The following is a 15,180-nucleotide window of genomic DNA, read 5'->3' on the forward strand; positions in this document are numbered from 1 at the left end:
CCCGTATCTCTCAAAAGATACGAGCCGTTTGATGATTTCCTTTCATCAAGGGAATCTTGGGAACTGACCGAAGTCAGGTTGACGTTTTTCTTTGAAGGCATCGCGGCCTTCTTTTGCTTCGTCAGTTGTGTAGTAAAGAAGTGTAGCATCACCAGCCATTTGTTGAAGGCCTGCTAAGCCATCTGTATCTGCATTCATCGCTGCTTTTAAGAAGCGTAGTGCAGTTGGTGACATTTGTAGCATTTCTTCACACCATTGAACCGTTTCATCTTCCAATTGCGCATAAGGAACAACTGTATTCACTAAGCCCATATCAAGTGCTTGCTGTGCATCGTATTGACGGCAAAGGTACCAAATTTCACGTGCCTTTTTATGACCAATAATACGAGCAAGGTAGCCTGAGCCATAGCCTGCATCAAATGAACCTACTTTTGGTCCAGTTTGTCCAAAGCGAGCATTGTCAGCAGCAATTGTTAAATCACAGACAACATGTAAAACGTGTCCTCCACCAATTGCATAGCCTGCCACCATTGCCACTACAGGCTTTGGAATCACACGGATTAAACGTTGTAAATCCAGAACGTTTAGACGTGGGATTTCATCTTCTCCAACATAGCCACCGTGACCGCGAACTTTTTGGTCTCCGCCTGAGCAGAAGGCATGTTCACCCTCACCTGTTAAAATAATCACACCGACATTTTTGTCATCGCGTGCGCGTGAAAATGCATCAATCATTTCCATCACTGTTTTGGGACGGAATGCGTTGCGCACTTCTGGACGGTTAATCGTAATTTTGGCGATACCGTTATAGAATTCATACTTAATATCTTCGTAAGTATGTAATGTAGTCCATTGACGTGTCATTGAATTGCCTCCTATATTAAGAAATTCGTTATAAAACAAGGAATACTACGTTAAATACTCCTCTACTATTGTAGCAAATTTAGCGGGATTTTCCACATGAATTGCATGTCCCACATTATTTACAGTTATATGCATTCCATTCTTTAATAACACGTTCATTTCTTGTGCGATTTTACAAAATTTCTTGTCCAATGCTCCTGTTAAAAGAAGGACAGGAAAAGCTAGCTGCTCTAGCCGCTCCCAATTTGACGGTTGGGTACCTGTTCCAATACCTCTTAAGCTTCCTGCCAGTCCCTCTTCCTTCTGTGAAAGCCTTTCTGCACGAGTGGCTTCTCGTACATTTTTAGGTAAACAAGACTGTGTTGCAAAAAGCGGGATATTCTCCCATGCATTAACAAATGATACTAAGCCATTTGCCATAATTTTTTGTGCAAGTGCCTTATCTTGCTGACAACGCTCAGCTCGTTCTGCTACCGTACGTAAGCCTGGTGAAGCACTTTCTAAAATAAGCTTATCGATACGCTCTGGATATGAGATAGCATAGGATAAAGCGATTCTTCCACCCATTGAATAACCTAATAGCGTAAATGTCTCTAAATGAAGCTGACAGCATATTTCTTCTAAATCCTGAACTTGCTCCTCCATTGAAAAACGCTGCACGTGCGTTGGTATGGCTGTTCGCCCATGTCCTATTAAATCAACTGCCACAATACGCACATTGGGCAATGCGTGTGCTAGACTTCGCCATGTCGCTGTACTTCCTGTAAAGCCATGTAAAGCAACTAATGTATAAGGAGCATCCTTATTCCAAATATCAATATGTGTTTCGAGTCCACGAACCATCATGCTTTTAGCTCCGTATTAATACGCTGCCATAGCTCTCGGTGTGCTTTTACATTTTCTGCTCGATCCGTAAAGATTTCGATTAAACGTAAAGGCTGCCTTTTCACCGTTGGAAACTTTTCTGATAGCTCATCTATCGTATCCACACGTATATAATCCATATCATACATCTTGGCCAATTCCTGGAATGTCAATGCAGTGGGCGTACCAAATAAGTCCTCGTAGTGTGCCTCGACTGTTGACTGTGGTAAATAAGAGAAAATACCGCCCCCATCATTATTCAATACAATAATAGTTAGATTACATTGCTGATACCGTGAGGCGATTAAACCATTCACATCGTGTAAAAAAGCTAAATCTCCAATCAATAAATAGGTCTCTCGTTGATTTCCTTGACTCAAACCCAGCGCCGTTGATACTACTCCATCAATACCGTTTGCTCCACGATTTGCAAAAATGCGGAGATCCTTTGGTGTTGCCAGTAAAAATGTATCAATATCACGCACTGGCATACTACTGCTCACAAAAATATCACTGCCATTAGGAATTAATTTCAACAAACGACTAACGATTGCACCTTCATCCTTCGCCACTTCTGCATGCTGTTCAATATGCATAGCTGCCAGTTCATTAGCCTTTTGCCATTCGGCTAAGTAGGTCTTTTCGAGTGCTATGTTCGTTATTTCTAATTGTGTAAGCCACTGCCCAATATTGGCATGAATAAAATGTGTAGATACACCCGTAGCATCTCTAAACATGGCGTCTTCATCAATAATGATATAGGCATTTGGCTGTGATCTTGATATAAATTGCATGATGAATTTTGACACAGGCTGTGCTCCTAAGCGCAATACTGTATCAGGTTGCACAAGTGTTGTAAAGTCCTCGCTCTTCAGAATGGCGTCATAGGCCGTTACAATATATGGAAAACATTCCTCTGGTATAGAGGCACGCATATTGGATAGGCTTTCAACAATAATTGGCCATTTTAACTGGCGAACAAATTCCCATACAACGGCTAAATCCGTACCAAGTGCTAATTCCCCAATCACAATAAAGCCCTTTTTAGTCGCATGTAAAATAGCAGAAAGCTCCTGTTGTGCCGCATTGGTTGGAATTAATTGACCCATATCGCTATGTTTAAACGTTGTTGTTGGCAATTCATTAGAAAAATCAATTAATAATGGCTCACGGAACGGTACATTCACATGTACTGGACCAAATGGAGCACTTGTTGCAATGGCTATTGCACGCGCAAGATGACGTTCAATAAAAGGCAATGTTGGAGCAGCACCATCTGCTAGTGGGAAATCCACACTCCATTTTACATGTGAACCATATAAATTAGGCTGATGAATTGCCTGTGGTGCGCCTACTTCTCTTAATTCATGTGGACGATCAGCCGTTACCACAATAAGTGGTACACGTGCATAGCTTGCCTCCACAATGGCAGGAAAATAGTTTGCCGCTGCTGTACCAGATGTACATAAGAGAACGACAGGTTTAGTAGTAGCCTTTGCTAACCCTAAGGCAAAGAAGGCTGCTGAACGTTCATCCACCTGTCGATACATTGTGAGTTGCTTGGTTGAGGCAAAAGCATAGGCAAGCGGCGTTGAGCGCGAGCCTGGACTAATGACAACATTTTCTACACCAGCCTGCACTAATGATGCAACCATTGTATATACATAATCGCTTAAAATTTTACGTTCATTCATGTAATTGTCCTCCTAGCGCACGAAGCATTGGACGAAATTTCACTAACGTCTCTTCGTATTCAGATTGTGGCTCTGAATCTGCTACAATACCTCCACCCGCATATAAATATGCACTATCTTTTAATAGTGCAGCTGAGCGTATAGCTACCGCAAATTCACCATTGCCCTCTGCATCCATCCAGCCAATTGGTCCCGCATATAGCCCTCGATTCATCGGCTCATATTTACGAATAGCTGCTAGTGCCTCTTTACGTGGTACACCGCCTAAAGCTGGTGTTGGATGTAATGATTTTGTAAGCTGTAATATTGTTGCTCCTTGATTCAACTGACCTTCAACAGGCGTATATAGATGTTGAATATCTCGTATTTTTAGTAAACATGGTCGATCTGGAATCGTCATATTTACACAATTTTTGCGGAATGTATCTGCAATCATATCCACCACATATTGATGCTCGCCATCATTTTTAGGGTCATTTAATAAGCTTTGCCCATAGGCTTCATCTTCCTCTGCTGTCTTTCCTCGCTTAATCGAGCCGGCTATACAAGATGAAAAAGCATGCCCATTCTCCACTTTTACAAGACGCTCAGGCGATGCACCAAAAAATAATAAATTCTGACGTTCTAAACCAAATAAATAGCTTTCTGGCTGCTCATGAATAATTTGCGATAACACTTGTGGCGCAGTTACAGGCTCTTTAAATTGCAAGGCAAGCGACCGTGCAATCACAACCTTCCCTGCCTTCTTTTGCTTAATTAATGCTGTTACTTGGTCAATGGAAGCTAAATATGGATCCTTATAAGGCTCGAAATAACTTGTAATTTCAGGCTTTGAATACGTTTTCACTTCTTTAACCTGTGCCGCATGAATTAAATGATCTCGCTCCTTACGCAACGCTTCAAGCTGCTCTTCACCCTGCTGTTCCTGTGTTAAAAGATGAATGCTAACATATGCCTTATCATTACGTATCACTAGTTGAAAGGTTGCTAATGCAAAATAAGCTTCTGGAAAGCCTGTCCACTCTCCATCAACATTATTTTGTGGGTCAAATGTAAAACCGCCAAATAAAATAGGTTGTAGCTCACGTTGCTGTTTAAAACAATTTTTCGTTAAGCTTTTCCATTCTGCTTCTACAGCATCAAAACGTTCATCTTTTGCATTATTTTGAATGGTATGGGCATGTCCCAGTCCCACTAAAGTCATTGTTTTTTCTCTATTTTGCCAATAAAATCGTTCACCTTTATAACATTCTTCGCCTGCTACATAAAATGCCAATGCAGATAAGTGGCTTACTTCAATTGTTTCTATATAAAAATGAAGGTTTTGGCCCAAAGAGTCCACTTCTACCTCTGTGGCTTGGTACCACTTCTGTTGCATGAAAATTACCTCCGTTTTTGCAATGTACATTATCACAATTGCTTGGCAACTCTATGATTCGTACCGTTGCCTATTACTTATTTTTTACTTTTAGTTCATAAATGCATGTTCTATTGTATCACTTTTTGTCATTAAACAGTATGTAATAAGCTGTGAACCTACCCATTTTCTCATTCTTCGTTTAAAATAAGAAGAGTCGACAACATTTGAAGGAGAGAAAGACCTTATGACCAAAGTCATTGAAGCAGATAGGGGTTTGAAAGTTTGGTGGCATTTAACACGCCCTCATACTTTAACCGCTTCATTTGTTCCAGTATTTCTAGGAACAGCAATTGCTCTAGCGATTGAAAAAGGAACCATTGATTTTGGACTATTTTTTGCTATGCTCATCGCAAGTATGCTGATTCAGGCAGCAACAAATATGTTCAATGAATATTATGATTACAAATTAGGCTTAGATAACGAGCATTCTGTCGGGATTGGCGGAACGATTGTCCGTCATGGAGTGCAGCCGAAAACGATTATGTTGATTGCATTAAGCTTTTATGCCATTGCTATGCTTCTTGGTATTTATATATGTGCCTCAACATCTTGGTGGTTAGCAGCTGTCGGACTTGTTTGTATGCTGATTGGTTTCTTATATACAGGTGGACCATACCCAATCGCCTATTCTCCATTTGGTGAAATTGTCTCTGGCGCAGTAATGGGGATGGGCATTGTATTAATCGCCTTCTATATTCAAACGCTTACAGTAACACTGGATGCTGTGTTGCTTTCTGTACCAAGCATGATTTTAGTCGGGGCCATTATGTTATCGAACAATATACGTGATATTGTGGGTGATACAGAGGGTGGACGAAAAACCTTGGCTATTTTGGTAGGACGTGACCATGCCATTTCTGTATTATCTGGCTTTTTTATTGTGTCCTATTTATGGGTAATTGCCCTTGTTGCCATTGATGGCATTACATTTTGGGCACTTATTATATTTGTAAGTGTGCCAAAACCATTACGGGCTATTCAAATTTTCCGTGACAAAAAAGAAGCCAAAGAAGTAATGCCTGCGATGAAATATACAGCGCAAACCAATACAATTTTTGGCTTCCTATTAGGAATCGGTTTATTAGTTCATTATTTTCTTTCTTAAAAGCTGCGGCAGCCTTAACGGGTTGCTGCTTTTTTTACATAGCGTTTAAAATTGTGACTAGTAATGCCTAGTACCTCTTCCTCTGAAAAACGTGTGCGTAATGCCGCTACTAAATTTTGTGCCTCTCCTGCATGTGCTAAACCATCGACAACCCTATCAATACCATCAAAATCGGAGCCTAACCCGATATGCTCAACACCTACTAGGTTCGCCAAATGCTCCACATGGTCTACTAAATGCGCTAGTGTTGCCTCCTCACCGATAAAAGGTGGATAGTAAACAACATGGATATGTCCTCCATGATTGACAAGAGCTTTTGCTTGCGCATCTGTTAAATTACGTGGATGGTCACAAAGTGTGCGTGCATTACTATGGCTTGCAATAATATGCTTCGCTAATGGCAAGGCATCCCAAAAGCTTTGTTCATTTAGATGGGAGACATCCATAATAATATCACGCTCATTTAATAATTGGATGACCTCTTTACCAAAGGGCTTTAACCCACAACTTGCATCCTGTTCAGCACCATAAGCTATAGCATTTTCCTCATTCCACGTTAATCCTACTAATTTTACACCAGCATCTAAAATGGCGCTGAACTTGGTTAAATCCTCACCAATGGCACCACAGCCCTCTAAGCTTAAAATAGCGCCTATTTCATGTGGTGCTAATTGTTCTAGCTGCGCCCAATCAGTAATATGCACCATCCCCTCTGTTTGTAATACATGGGTATGAAATGCTTCAATTTGACGCACCACCTCAAGAAATTGCTGATGTTGCGGTATTTTTGGGTGAATAAAGATCGCAAATACCTGAGCCTCTACCTGCCCTAATTGTAGTCTTTTTTGATTCGTATCTATACGGGCATCGTCTGCAAACTTTACTGTTTCAAGTGTCGTTAATTTTAACAGTGCATCACAATGTAAATCAATAATCTTCATCTTCTCACCTCTACAGCTATTATACTGTTTTCATGAGGGAAAGCTTCCTAAATTTTATCTTGTGGTGTATCTGAAGAGCCAAATGCCTCAAGCTCTATAAAATCATTTGATTTAGGTGTTGAGGCTAGTAAATCCTCTTCCACTGGTCGTAAGTGTTCTTCTTTTTTCTCTGCATGTTCCACACAGGTCAATGCTTTTGGCATAGCCTCTAAACGTCCGATTGGAATGTCTTCACCACAGACAGCACATTTGCCATATGTCCCATCGTTCATTGCTTGTAGTGCTTCCTTAATTTCCTCCGCCTCATCACCCCGATGCTCATCAATCGCCATTTCAGTAAGCTGATCCGTTAAATCACTGGCATTATCCGCTGGATGATTATCATAATTAGATAGCTCTGTTGTTTGTGGTCGTTCAGATTCATCTAATCGCTGTTCAATCTCTTGCAATTCTTGCTCCAATTGTCTTTTTAACCTTTGCATTACTTGTTGATCCACAAAAATCCCCTCCTTATACTTTCATGTTTTCCGAATTTACGCTTTCTAAAACATGTCAGCATAAGGAAGCTCCTTTTACTTACTTGTGTAAGCTATAATGGCATCATGTAAAAACTGTACTGCTCCTGCCACACTGCGCTCATTATAATATGCTGCAAAACGTTCATCTGCTATATACATTTGTGCAAGACCTGCATGTGCTTCTTTCGAATATTCCTTCCAGGTAAAGCTTAGCCATCGTTTATGCAGTTCCGCTACCTCCATTGCGATATCACTTGTCGCATCTCCAAGCTCCATCGCTTCGGCTAGACGCTCAAACATTTGCTGCTCTAGTTGCTGCATTTCTTGATATTGTTGCTCTGTCATATTCATAAGCTTGGCATTGGAAGCATCCACTGTTTCATCGCCATATTTTTCACGAATTTCTTGGCCATATTGTTTTTCATTATCCGCGATTAGCTTTTCTTTAAAGCCTTTAAATTTTTCTTCATTTGACATAGGTTGTTCCTCCTCAATGGATTGTATTGTTTTTTCTACTGTTTGTAAGATTTCCTCAAGCTGTTCCTTGCGTTTTAGCAATGCAGCTTGATGTGCTTTCAGTGCTTTAAAATGCTGAAAGTTAGGCGCCTGAACAATGTCTTGAATAGTCGATAGCTTCATATCTAATGCCCTGTAAAATAAAATCTGTTGTAGCATATCGACTTCAAACTGTCTATAAAAGCGATAGCCTGCCTCATTCGTTCTAGCTGGCTTTAATAACCCGATTTCATCGTAATAGCGCAGCGTTCTTGTGCTAACACCCGATAAATTAGCAAGTTCTTGAATGGTATATTCCATCTTGTCACCTCCATTAATGCTACTGTAAACGTTAACGCAGCGTTAAGGTCAATAAAAAAATCAAAATAATTTAACCCTCACTCTTCTTTCAGTTATATAATTCCACATATACCTATAAATTTATATTTACAAGATGATACAACTAGTAAATATTTAACATAATTGTGATAGGTTGGAATATCCAAATTGTCAGTATAAAAACCTTACAGACAGTAAATTTTGCTCAGACTGTGGCAGTAAACTCACGTATTCACCATTATCAAAAAAAGGTATCCCAGTATGGGCAACTATCATATTATCCGTCTGTTTTATTGCAATTGGTGGGCTTGGCTATGCATATTAGGATTTTTCACAGACCAAAAGAATAATTCAAATACTTACAGAGAAACAAATAATCCTCAGCAATTAAATGCACAACAAGTTTCCTCTGAAGAACTGATCAAAAAACAAGAAACGCAGGCACAGCAGGTTGATCGTGTCACGCTTATAAAGGAAATCCAGCAAAAGGTATATACTATCCTAACTAACAATGGACAAGGCTCTGGCTTTCTCTATAAAAAAGGTGGGTATGTTATTACAAATGCACATGTTGTCGAAAGTGAAGTAGATGTCATCATTCGTAATTCAATGGGCCAAGAATCACCAGCTACTGTAATCGGTATATCTGATCGTTATGACATCGCGTTAATCCAGGTACCTAGCTATCAAGACACCGAACCCTTAGGTATTGAAACCACTGAATCCCCGATAGGCTTAGAAGTCATTGCATTTGGTAGTCCACAAGGCTTTGAAAATTCAGCTTCTATTGGCTACATAACAGGCAATAAGCGTGATTTGGAACTTGAAAATTTTATATACAAGCATATCTATCAGGTCGATGCACAAATCGATAAAGGAAGTAGTGGTGGGCCATTGGTTGATGTCAATACAGGCAATGTAATAGGGATTAATTCGCTACTTTACACAACTGAAACCAGTACTAATTTTGCCTTCTCTATCCCTCTTTATAGCATGCTTGAGCAACTTGACGAATGGGTTGCTAAGCCACTGTCTGCAAACGAGATTCGCTCTGTTGCAAATGTATATGTAAGTAGCCAAGAAGCCCCGATTGAACAAAAAACAACGAACGAAACAGATGCCCTATTAGCTGGACAATTCGTGCAAGCATCTCAGCTCTATTATGAAGTGGCACTCAATGAAGGCGATTTTTACTGGATCGCTGATATGCTTACACCTGGAAGCTCCGCCTATCAAGAATTAGAAAAATATATGAATGAAATTGCCTTCCAAGGCCATTATTTCTATTTTACAGGCAATGAAGTGCTAGATGTTCAATATTCAAATGGTCAATACTATGTCGACATGAATGAAACGTTTGATTTCTATGATGCACAAGGCCACTATCAATTCTATGATCGCTATAAGACTTATACGGTGATTACAGATGATTATGGCGCTTATAAAATTGCAAATATTAAAATTCACTAGTTTTTGATGCTATATTGTTTTGTATGAGATGTTATCGGTTGTAAACTTATTTATTATCCATCCGTCATTATGTGAGTCCGTCTAGCTATAAAATAGATGAACATATAGTTTATAAATCTTATATGCAACAATCCACTAGCTAAAATAGATGAACACTCGTAGAAATGAAGGAAAGCCGGCCATTCTCTGGAATCATGTAGAATCCGTATGAAAAACAGCTAGTGTCATCCTCTTATACGGAACAGTTTATCTAAAGAGAATTAGTAAGTCACTATGAAAATTTCTATGATTGACTAAAATGAAGAAGATTTATAGGAGACATGTGATTGCCTTGAATGTAAGTAAATTATTCTTTTATGAAGTCGACTGCATGCCATTTTACATGTATTATTTCTAAAAGTAGTACAGCTTATTACGCCAATTTTTAAATGTCGTGGAGCCTTAAGCGTCAAAACAGCATAATATTCAAAGTAGTCAGAAATGAAACTTTTCAGAATAGTAGATACCCATTAAAGATATTTTAATTGGAAATATTTTTAAATATTTTTCGTAAATATATTTAATTTTAAGCAAAATTAACATATTATATAAGGATTATAACCTAAGGAGGTAGTTTTATATGGCAAATACCCATTGGCAATAGAGAGAGATTAGTCTTCATTATTTAGATGAAGTAAGAGGGGCTATACCTTTTGGGGCAGTCCAAGCACAACTAATGCTGCAAATAGTAGATCATTTTAATGCAGACCCAAAAAAAATTATGGATTTAGGATGTGGAAATGGATTTTTAGCGGAAATATTACTTAAATCTTATCCAGAAGCTATCGCTATATTGATAGATCATTCAGAACCAATGATTGAAAATGCAAGAATAAATATGAAGGATTATAGCGAAAGATGTGAAATTATTAACGGAGATTTTAGTGAAAGCCTTACGAAATATGCTGATAGAGCAACAGTAGATTGTATCGTTTCCGGTTATGCTATACACCACCTTCCTAATGAACAGAAAAGATTATTATATAGCGAAATATTTGATTTATTAGCACCAGGAGGCATATTTATTAATATTGAACACGTTGCTTCTGCTACACCTAAAATAGAAAAATTACATGATAAATTTTTTATTGACCACCTAGCACCACATAATAATAAAGATAGGTCCACTGTATCTATCGAATACTATAATCGCTCAGATAAAATGGATAATATACTAGAAAGAGTAGATATTCAATTAAAGTGGTTGGAGGAAATTGGTTTTAATCATGTAGATTGTTATTTTAAATGGATGGAGTTAGCTGTATTTGGGGGAGTTAAGCAACAATAATATTCTATTCTAGTAAGTCAAATTTTGGTGTCATTCAGATACCCGTTTCTGAAATACATAACACATATGTTTACAGTTTGTGCGATTGTAATAGAGCACCATTGGTTTGATCATGCTATCCAGCGATTAATCAGGGCTTTCCGTCAGTTTCATGCGTCGATCCGTTTATCAGGTGCGACTCTCTCTATCTTTTGAACAGAAAAAAGTGCAATAGATGACTGTTCATCTACTGCACTTTGTATGACCCGTACGGGATTCGAACCCGTGTTACCGCCGTGAAAGGGCGGTGTCTTAACCACTTGACCAACGGGCCCATGGCGGAGAAGGAGGGATTTGAACCCTCGCGCCGGTTACCCGACCTACACCCTTAGCAGGGGCGCCTCTTCAGCCTCTTGAGTACTTCCCCATATAAAAAATGGCTCCGAAGGCAGGACTCGAACCTGCGACAACCTGATTAACAGTCAGGTGCTACTACCAACTGAGCTACTTCGGAATAATGGTGGGCCTAAATGGACTCGAACCATCGACCTCACGCTTATCAGGCGTGCGCTCTAACCAGCTGAGCTATAGGCCCTTGGAGCGGGTGATGGGAATCGAACCCACGACATCAGCTTGGAAGGCTGAGGTTTTACCATTAAACTACACCCGCATAAATGGTGGGTCAGGACGGAATCGAACCGCCGACACTTAGAGCTTCAATCTAATGCTCTACCAACTGAGCTACTGACCCATATTCTAAAATAAATGGCGGTCCCGACCGGGATCGAACCGGCGATCTCCTGCGTGACAGGCAGGCATGTTAACCGCTACACCACGGGACCTTTTGGTTACTTTCGCATAGAAAATTGGTTGCGGGGGCCGGATTTGAACCAACGACCTTCGGGTTATGAGCCCGACGAGCTACCACTGCTCCACCCCGCGATAATCATATGTTGTTTCGAGTTTTTCAAGCACCATTTATAAAGACATAAAACTGGAGGAGGTAGAGGGATTCGAACCCCCGCGCGGTCTTACCCGCCTGTCGGTTTTCAAGACCGATCCCTTCAGCCAGACTTGGGTATACCTCCGTTACAATATATAAATGGTGGACCTTGCAGGACTCGAACCTGCGACCGGACGGTTATGAGCCGTCTGCTCTAACCAACTGAGCTAAAGGTCCTTTAAGATGGCGGCAGAGGGGATCGAACCCCCGACCTTACGGGTATGAACCGTACGCTCTAGCCAGCTGAGCTACGCCGCCAGGATCTTTATACTGGTTAATTTACTTATGGTGGAGCCTAGCGGGATCGAACCGCTGACCTCCTGCGTGCAAGGCAGGCGCTCTCCCAGCTGAGCTAAGGCCCCATAATTTTTAGGAAATGGTCGGGAAGACAGGATTCGAACCTGCGACCCCTTGGTCCCAAACCAAGTGCTCTACCAAGCTGAGCTACTTCCCGTTGTTCTTTTGGCGCGCCCGACAGGAGTCGAACCCATAACCTTCTGATCCGTAGTCAGACGCTCTATCCAATTGAGCTACGGGCGCATTTTAAATGGTGCCGAGGACCGGAATCGAACCGGTACGGTAGTCACCTACCGCAGGATTTTAAGTCCTGTGCGTCTGCCAGTTCCGCCACCCCGGCACATTTGGAGCGGAAGACGAGGTTCGAACTCGCGACCCCCACCTTGGCAAGGTGGTGTTCTACCACTGAACTACTTCCGCATGTGCATACGTTTTTTATCTGGCAATGAAAATAATGGTGCGGGTGAAGGGAGTCGAACCCCCACGCCTTGCGGCGCTAGATCCTAAGTCTAGTGCGTCTGCCAATTCCGCCACACCCGCTTATTATTATTTCAAAATGGTGAGCCATGAAGGACTCGAACCTTCGACCCTCTGATTAAAAGTCAGATGCTCTACCAACTGAGCTAATGGCTCGGAAAATGGTGCCGGCTATAGGAATCGAACCCACGACCTACTGATTACAAGTCAGTTGCTCTACCTGCTGAGCTAAACCGGCATATGGTGGAGGATGACGGGCTCGAACCGCCGACCCTCTGCTTGTAAGGCAGATGCTCTCCCAGCTGAGCTAATCCTCCTGGGTAATATGCCTAGCGACGTCCTACTCTCGCAGGGGGAAGCCCCCAACTACCATCGGCGCGAAAGAGCTTAACTTCCGTGTTCGGGATGGGAACGGGTGTGACCTCTTTGCCATTATCACTAGACTTTTTTATATGTATATTGTTTTGAAGTTGTTTTCCTGTCCTTCAAGACAAGAATTATTGTATAACGTTTTCTAACATTGTGCAATACTTTTTTTATAAAAAAAGAAATTATTACTTTTTGAAGATATTTTTGCTAAGTAAGAGAAATTATTGCCCTGCAACACATTATAGCAATAGTTAATTCAAAAGAAAACAATTATTTTATAATATATATTTTAATAGCTCTTTTTCAAACATTTTAATGATAAAATATACCTCTTTACCTAACAATTAGGTATAATTACCTTAGACAAATTATGTTCCATATTGTAGAAAGCCATTGAAAAATATACAAATTTAGAAATATGATTGATATTTTAAAATCGACTAATAGCTGACTGGAGCGAGTAAATTGGCTCCTCAGGCGTCTCTAGGAAATTACCTTGGAGAGATAGAAGATAATCACAAGCTATGGTAACGAGCCGTAATTATTTATAATTTTCCTATTTTTAGGCATATCAATAACCTTTGAGCGTACACTCACTTGGTTTGTCGCCTTTAACTGTTCTGTATTATAATATTCGCCAATTTTTAATTTCAGATGCTCTACTAAAGGAACTCAGATATCAAAAAAATACTTTCTGTTGTCACAATTGTCTTTCCATATTTGATTCTTCCCACACTCATCAAAGTATATATGTAGTTGTTGGCTCTTAGATAATATCTTAAGGATACACCCTATTTAAAAATACATGGGGTTGTCAGCTAAGCTTCTTTTCACAAAATCTCTTGAATATCAAAACGCTATTAAATCGATGCTTTGATATTTTTAATTTTGCTTGAAATCTGCCTTCTCTGACAACCTCAATATATCTCGTCTTTATTAAATTGCAGAAAGTGCTTTTTGTAATTTTTCAATCTCTTCAAATGTTGTGGAAGGACCAAAAGATATTCTAAAAAATTGTCGTGCTGCTTCCATTGAATAGCCCATTGATAAAATTGCCTTTGTTCCCGATTCACTATGAATGTCACATGCACTCCCTGTCGAGATGCAAATGCCTGTCTCATTTAACTTTAATAACACATATTGTCCTTCTACTTTTTCCATCATCACGCCACAAATACTCGGTAATTGCTGACCACATTCTATTAACTGGCATGTTTTAGGTAGGTTTTTTATAAAAATTTCCCTTAACACCTTATACTGCTGCCAATCATACTGATAGTTTTCAATCGCTGTTGCGAAGGCTACTATTGCTGGTGTATCTAACGTCCCTCCTCTTAACCCTCGCTCATGTGTTACACCTGGCGTTAATGCAGAAACTCGGATTGTTGGGTTAATGTAAACTGCACCACAACCTTTTGGTCCACCAATTTTATGAGCTGAGACGGTCATGGCATCTACTTGTTTGGGTAATGGTATTTTGCAAAAGGATTGTACACAATCAACATGACAGAAAATATTTGCTTCTCTTGCCACCCTTATTATTTCTTCCATAGGTTGAATAACGCCAATTTCAGAATTCACATGCTGGATAGTTATTAAAGCTGTATCTTCTCGAATTGTTTGTCGCAATTGCTGTATATCAATACCGCCATCTTTTTGCAACGGTAATTTTGTCACAGTAAAACCCATCTTCTCAAGTGTGTTTATTGCTGCATGTACAGATGTATGCTCAGCCTGTGAGGAAATAATATGCTTTCCCTTTGTAGAGGCTAATGCTAATGATAAAATGGCTATTAAATTGCCTTCTGTGCCGCTTCCTGTAAAGATCACCCCGTCACTATGAACTCCAAGTGCCTGTGCTACCACCTCTCTCGATTGTTGTACAAAATAATGGGCTTGTCCTCCTAAATCATGAAGACTCGCACTATTTCCATAATAGCGCTGTGCCACCTCTGTATATACGTCCAAAGCTTTCTTCATCATAGGTGATGTTGCTGCATAATCCATATAAATCATCG

The 15,180-nt window shown here is 40.1% G+C and carries 11 protein-coding genes, 20 tRNA genes and 1 rRNA gene; 3 read left to right on the forward strand and 29 right to left on the reverse strand.

Annotation, left to right across the window (positions count from 1 at the left end):
- Window positions 1-45 precede the first annotated feature (45 nt).
- From menB to MHB44_RS17040, 4 genes are read right to left on the reverse strand one after another with little or no spacing between them, the layout of a single operon-like run.
- Window positions 46-864: a 1,4-dihydroxy-2-naphthoyl-CoA synthase gene (menB, locus tag MHB44_RS17025; RefSeq protein ID WP_053996678.1), complete on the reverse strand. Its 819-nt coding sequence runs from the start codon at window positions 862-864 to the stop codon at window positions 46-48.
- 45 nt (window positions 865-909) lie between these two features.
- The gene (gene menH / locus MHB44_RS17030) at window positions 910-1,710 is read right to left on the reverse strand and encodes a 2-succinyl-6-hydroxy-2,4-cyclohexadiene-1-carboxylate synthase (protein WP_341300156.1); all 801 of its coding nucleotides are present in this window, start codon (window positions 1,708-1,710) and stop codon (window positions 910-912) included.
- Window positions 1,707-3,422: a 2-succinyl-5-enolpyruvyl-6-hydroxy-3-cyclohexene-1-carboxylic-acid synthase gene (gene menD / locus MHB44_RS17035; protein WP_341300157.1), complete on the reverse strand. Its 1,716-nt coding sequence runs from the start codon at window positions 3,420-3,422 to the stop codon at window positions 1,707-1,709. The genes menH and menD overlap by 4 nt, the downstream gene beginning before the upstream one ends.
- Window positions 3,415-4,800, reverse strand: a complete 1,386-nt coding sequence (locus tag MHB44_RS17040; protein WP_341300158.1) for an isochorismate synthase — start codon at window positions 4,798-4,800, stop codon at window positions 3,415-3,417. Before MHB44_RS17040 ends, menD begins: the two co-directional genes overlap by 8 nt.
- Before the next feature lie 226 nt (window positions 4,801-5,026).
- Between MHB44_RS17040 and MHB44_RS17045 the strand changes: the two genes are divergently transcribed.
- Window positions 5,027-5,947: a 1,4-dihydroxy-2-naphthoate polyprenyltransferase gene (locus MHB44_RS17045; protein WP_341300159.1), complete on the forward strand. Its 921-nt coding sequence runs from the start codon at window positions 5,027-5,029 to the stop codon at window positions 5,945-5,947.
- 14 nt (window positions 5,948-5,961) lie between these two features.
- Here MHB44_RS17045 and MHB44_RS17050 read toward each other — a convergent pair whose 3' ends face one another.
- The 3 genes from MHB44_RS17050 to MHB44_RS17060 form a co-directional block, all read right to left on the reverse strand.
- Window positions 5,962-6,888, reverse strand: coding sequence for a dipeptidase (locus MHB44_RS17050; RefSeq protein ID WP_341300160.1), 927 nt, complete (start codon window positions 6,886-6,888; stop codon window positions 5,962-5,964).
- 47 nt (window positions 6,889-6,935) lie between these two features.
- On the reverse strand, window positions 6,936-7,385 hold the full coding sequence (locus MHB44_RS17055; RefSeq protein WP_341300161.1) for a TraR/DksA C4-type zinc finger protein: 450 nt from the start codon (window positions 7,383-7,385) through the stop codon (window positions 6,936-6,938).
- Between the two features lie 75 nt (window positions 7,386-7,460).
- A complete protein-coding gene (locus MHB44_RS17060; protein ID WP_341300162.1) occupies window positions 7,461-8,222 on the reverse strand; it encodes a MerR family transcriptional regulator in 762 nt (253 codons plus the stop codon).
- 279 nt (window positions 8,223-8,501) lie between these two features.
- Between MHB44_RS17060 and MHB44_RS17065 the strand changes: the two genes are divergently transcribed.
- Both MHB44_RS17065 and MHB44_RS17070 read left to right on the forward strand, forming a co-directional pair.
- Entirely contained in the window at window positions 8,502-9,710 is a 1,209-nt protein-coding gene (locus MHB44_RS17065; protein ID WP_341300163.1) for a trypsin-like peptidase domain-containing protein, read from the forward strand.
- 715 nt (window positions 9,711-10,425) lie between these two features.
- On the forward strand, window positions 10,426-11,037 hold the full coding sequence (locus MHB44_RS17070; RefSeq protein ID WP_341300164.1) for a class I SAM-dependent methyltransferase: 612 nt from the start codon (window positions 10,426-10,428) through the stop codon (window positions 11,035-11,037).
- 241 nt (window positions 11,038-11,278) lie between these two features.
- Here MHB44_RS17070 and MHB44_RS17075 read toward each other — a convergent pair.
- The 22 genes from MHB44_RS17075 to MHB44_RS17180 form a co-directional block, all read right to left on the reverse strand.
- Window positions 11,279-11,350 (reverse strand) — tRNA-Glu (locus MHB44_RS17075).
- A 2-nt stretch (window positions 11,351-11,352) separates the two neighbouring features.
- Window positions 11,353-11,443 (reverse strand) — tRNA-Ser (locus tag MHB44_RS17080).
- A gap of 10 nt (window positions 11,444-11,453) precedes the next feature.
- A tRNA-Asn gene (locus MHB44_RS17085) sits at window positions 11,454-11,530 on the reverse strand.
- A gap of 4 nt (window positions 11,531-11,534) precedes the next feature.
- Window positions 11,535-11,611: transfer RNA gene (locus MHB44_RS17090), tRNA-Ile, on the reverse strand.
- A 1-nt stretch (window position 11,612) separates the two neighbouring features.
- A tRNA-Gly gene (locus tag MHB44_RS17095) sits at window positions 11,613-11,686 on the reverse strand.
- A 5-nt stretch (window positions 11,687-11,691) separates the two neighbouring features.
- Window positions 11,692-11,767, reverse strand: a tRNA-Phe gene (locus MHB44_RS17100).
- Window positions 11,768-11,782: 15 nt separating this feature from the next.
- Window positions 11,783-11,858: transfer RNA gene (locus tag MHB44_RS17105), tRNA-Asp, on the reverse strand.
- Window positions 11,859-11,883: 25 nt separating this feature from the next.
- Window positions 11,884-11,958: transfer RNA gene (locus MHB44_RS17110), tRNA-Met, on the reverse strand.
- A 53-nt stretch (window positions 11,959-12,011) separates the two neighbouring features.
- Window positions 12,012-12,104, reverse strand: a tRNA-Ser gene (locus MHB44_RS17115).
- 15 nt (window positions 12,105-12,119) lie between these two features.
- Window positions 12,120-12,196 (reverse strand) — tRNA-Ile (locus MHB44_RS17120).
- A 7-nt stretch (window positions 12,197-12,203) separates the two neighbouring features.
- Window positions 12,204-12,277, reverse strand: a tRNA-Met gene (locus tag MHB44_RS17125).
- A 28-nt stretch (window positions 12,278-12,305) separates the two neighbouring features.
- Window positions 12,306-12,381, reverse strand: a tRNA-Ala gene (locus MHB44_RS17130).
- A 15-nt stretch (window positions 12,382-12,396) separates the two neighbouring features.
- Window positions 12,397-12,473: transfer RNA gene (locus MHB44_RS17135), tRNA-Pro, on the reverse strand.
- Between the two features lie 9 nt (window positions 12,474-12,482).
- Window positions 12,483-12,559 (reverse strand) — tRNA-Arg (locus tag MHB44_RS17140).
- Between the two features lie 8 nt (window positions 12,560-12,567).
- Window positions 12,568-12,656 (reverse strand) — tRNA-Leu (locus MHB44_RS17145).
- Between the two features lie 5 nt (window positions 12,657-12,661).
- A tRNA-Gly gene (locus MHB44_RS17150) sits at window positions 12,662-12,736 on the reverse strand.
- Between the two features lie 35 nt (window positions 12,737-12,771).
- A tRNA-Leu gene (locus MHB44_RS17155) sits at window positions 12,772-12,856 on the reverse strand.
- Window positions 12,857-12,873: 17 nt separating this feature from the next.
- A tRNA-Lys gene (locus tag MHB44_RS17160) sits at window positions 12,874-12,949 on the reverse strand.
- 6 nt (window positions 12,950-12,955) lie between these two features.
- A tRNA-Thr gene (locus MHB44_RS17165) sits at window positions 12,956-13,031 on the reverse strand.
- 3 nt (window positions 13,032-13,034) lie between these two features.
- Window positions 13,035-13,110: transfer RNA gene (locus MHB44_RS17170), tRNA-Val, on the reverse strand.
- Window positions 13,111-13,120: 10 nt separating this feature from the next.
- Window positions 13,121-13,236, reverse strand: a 5S ribosomal RNA gene (gene rrf / locus MHB44_RS17175).
- 862 nt (window positions 13,237-14,098) lie between these two features.
- On the reverse strand, window positions 14,099-15,169 hold the full coding sequence (locus MHB44_RS17180; RefSeq protein ID WP_341302993.1) for a cysteine desulfurase family protein: 1,071 nt from the start codon (window positions 15,167-15,169) through the stop codon (window positions 14,099-14,101).
- Between the last annotated feature and the right edge of the window lie 11 nt (window positions 15,170-15,180).

It is taken from the genome of Lysinibacillus sp. FSL H8-0500 (assembly GCF_038051955.1).
GTDB lineage: Bacteria > Bacillota > Bacilli > Bacillales_A > Planococcaceae > Lysinibacillus > Lysinibacillus macroides.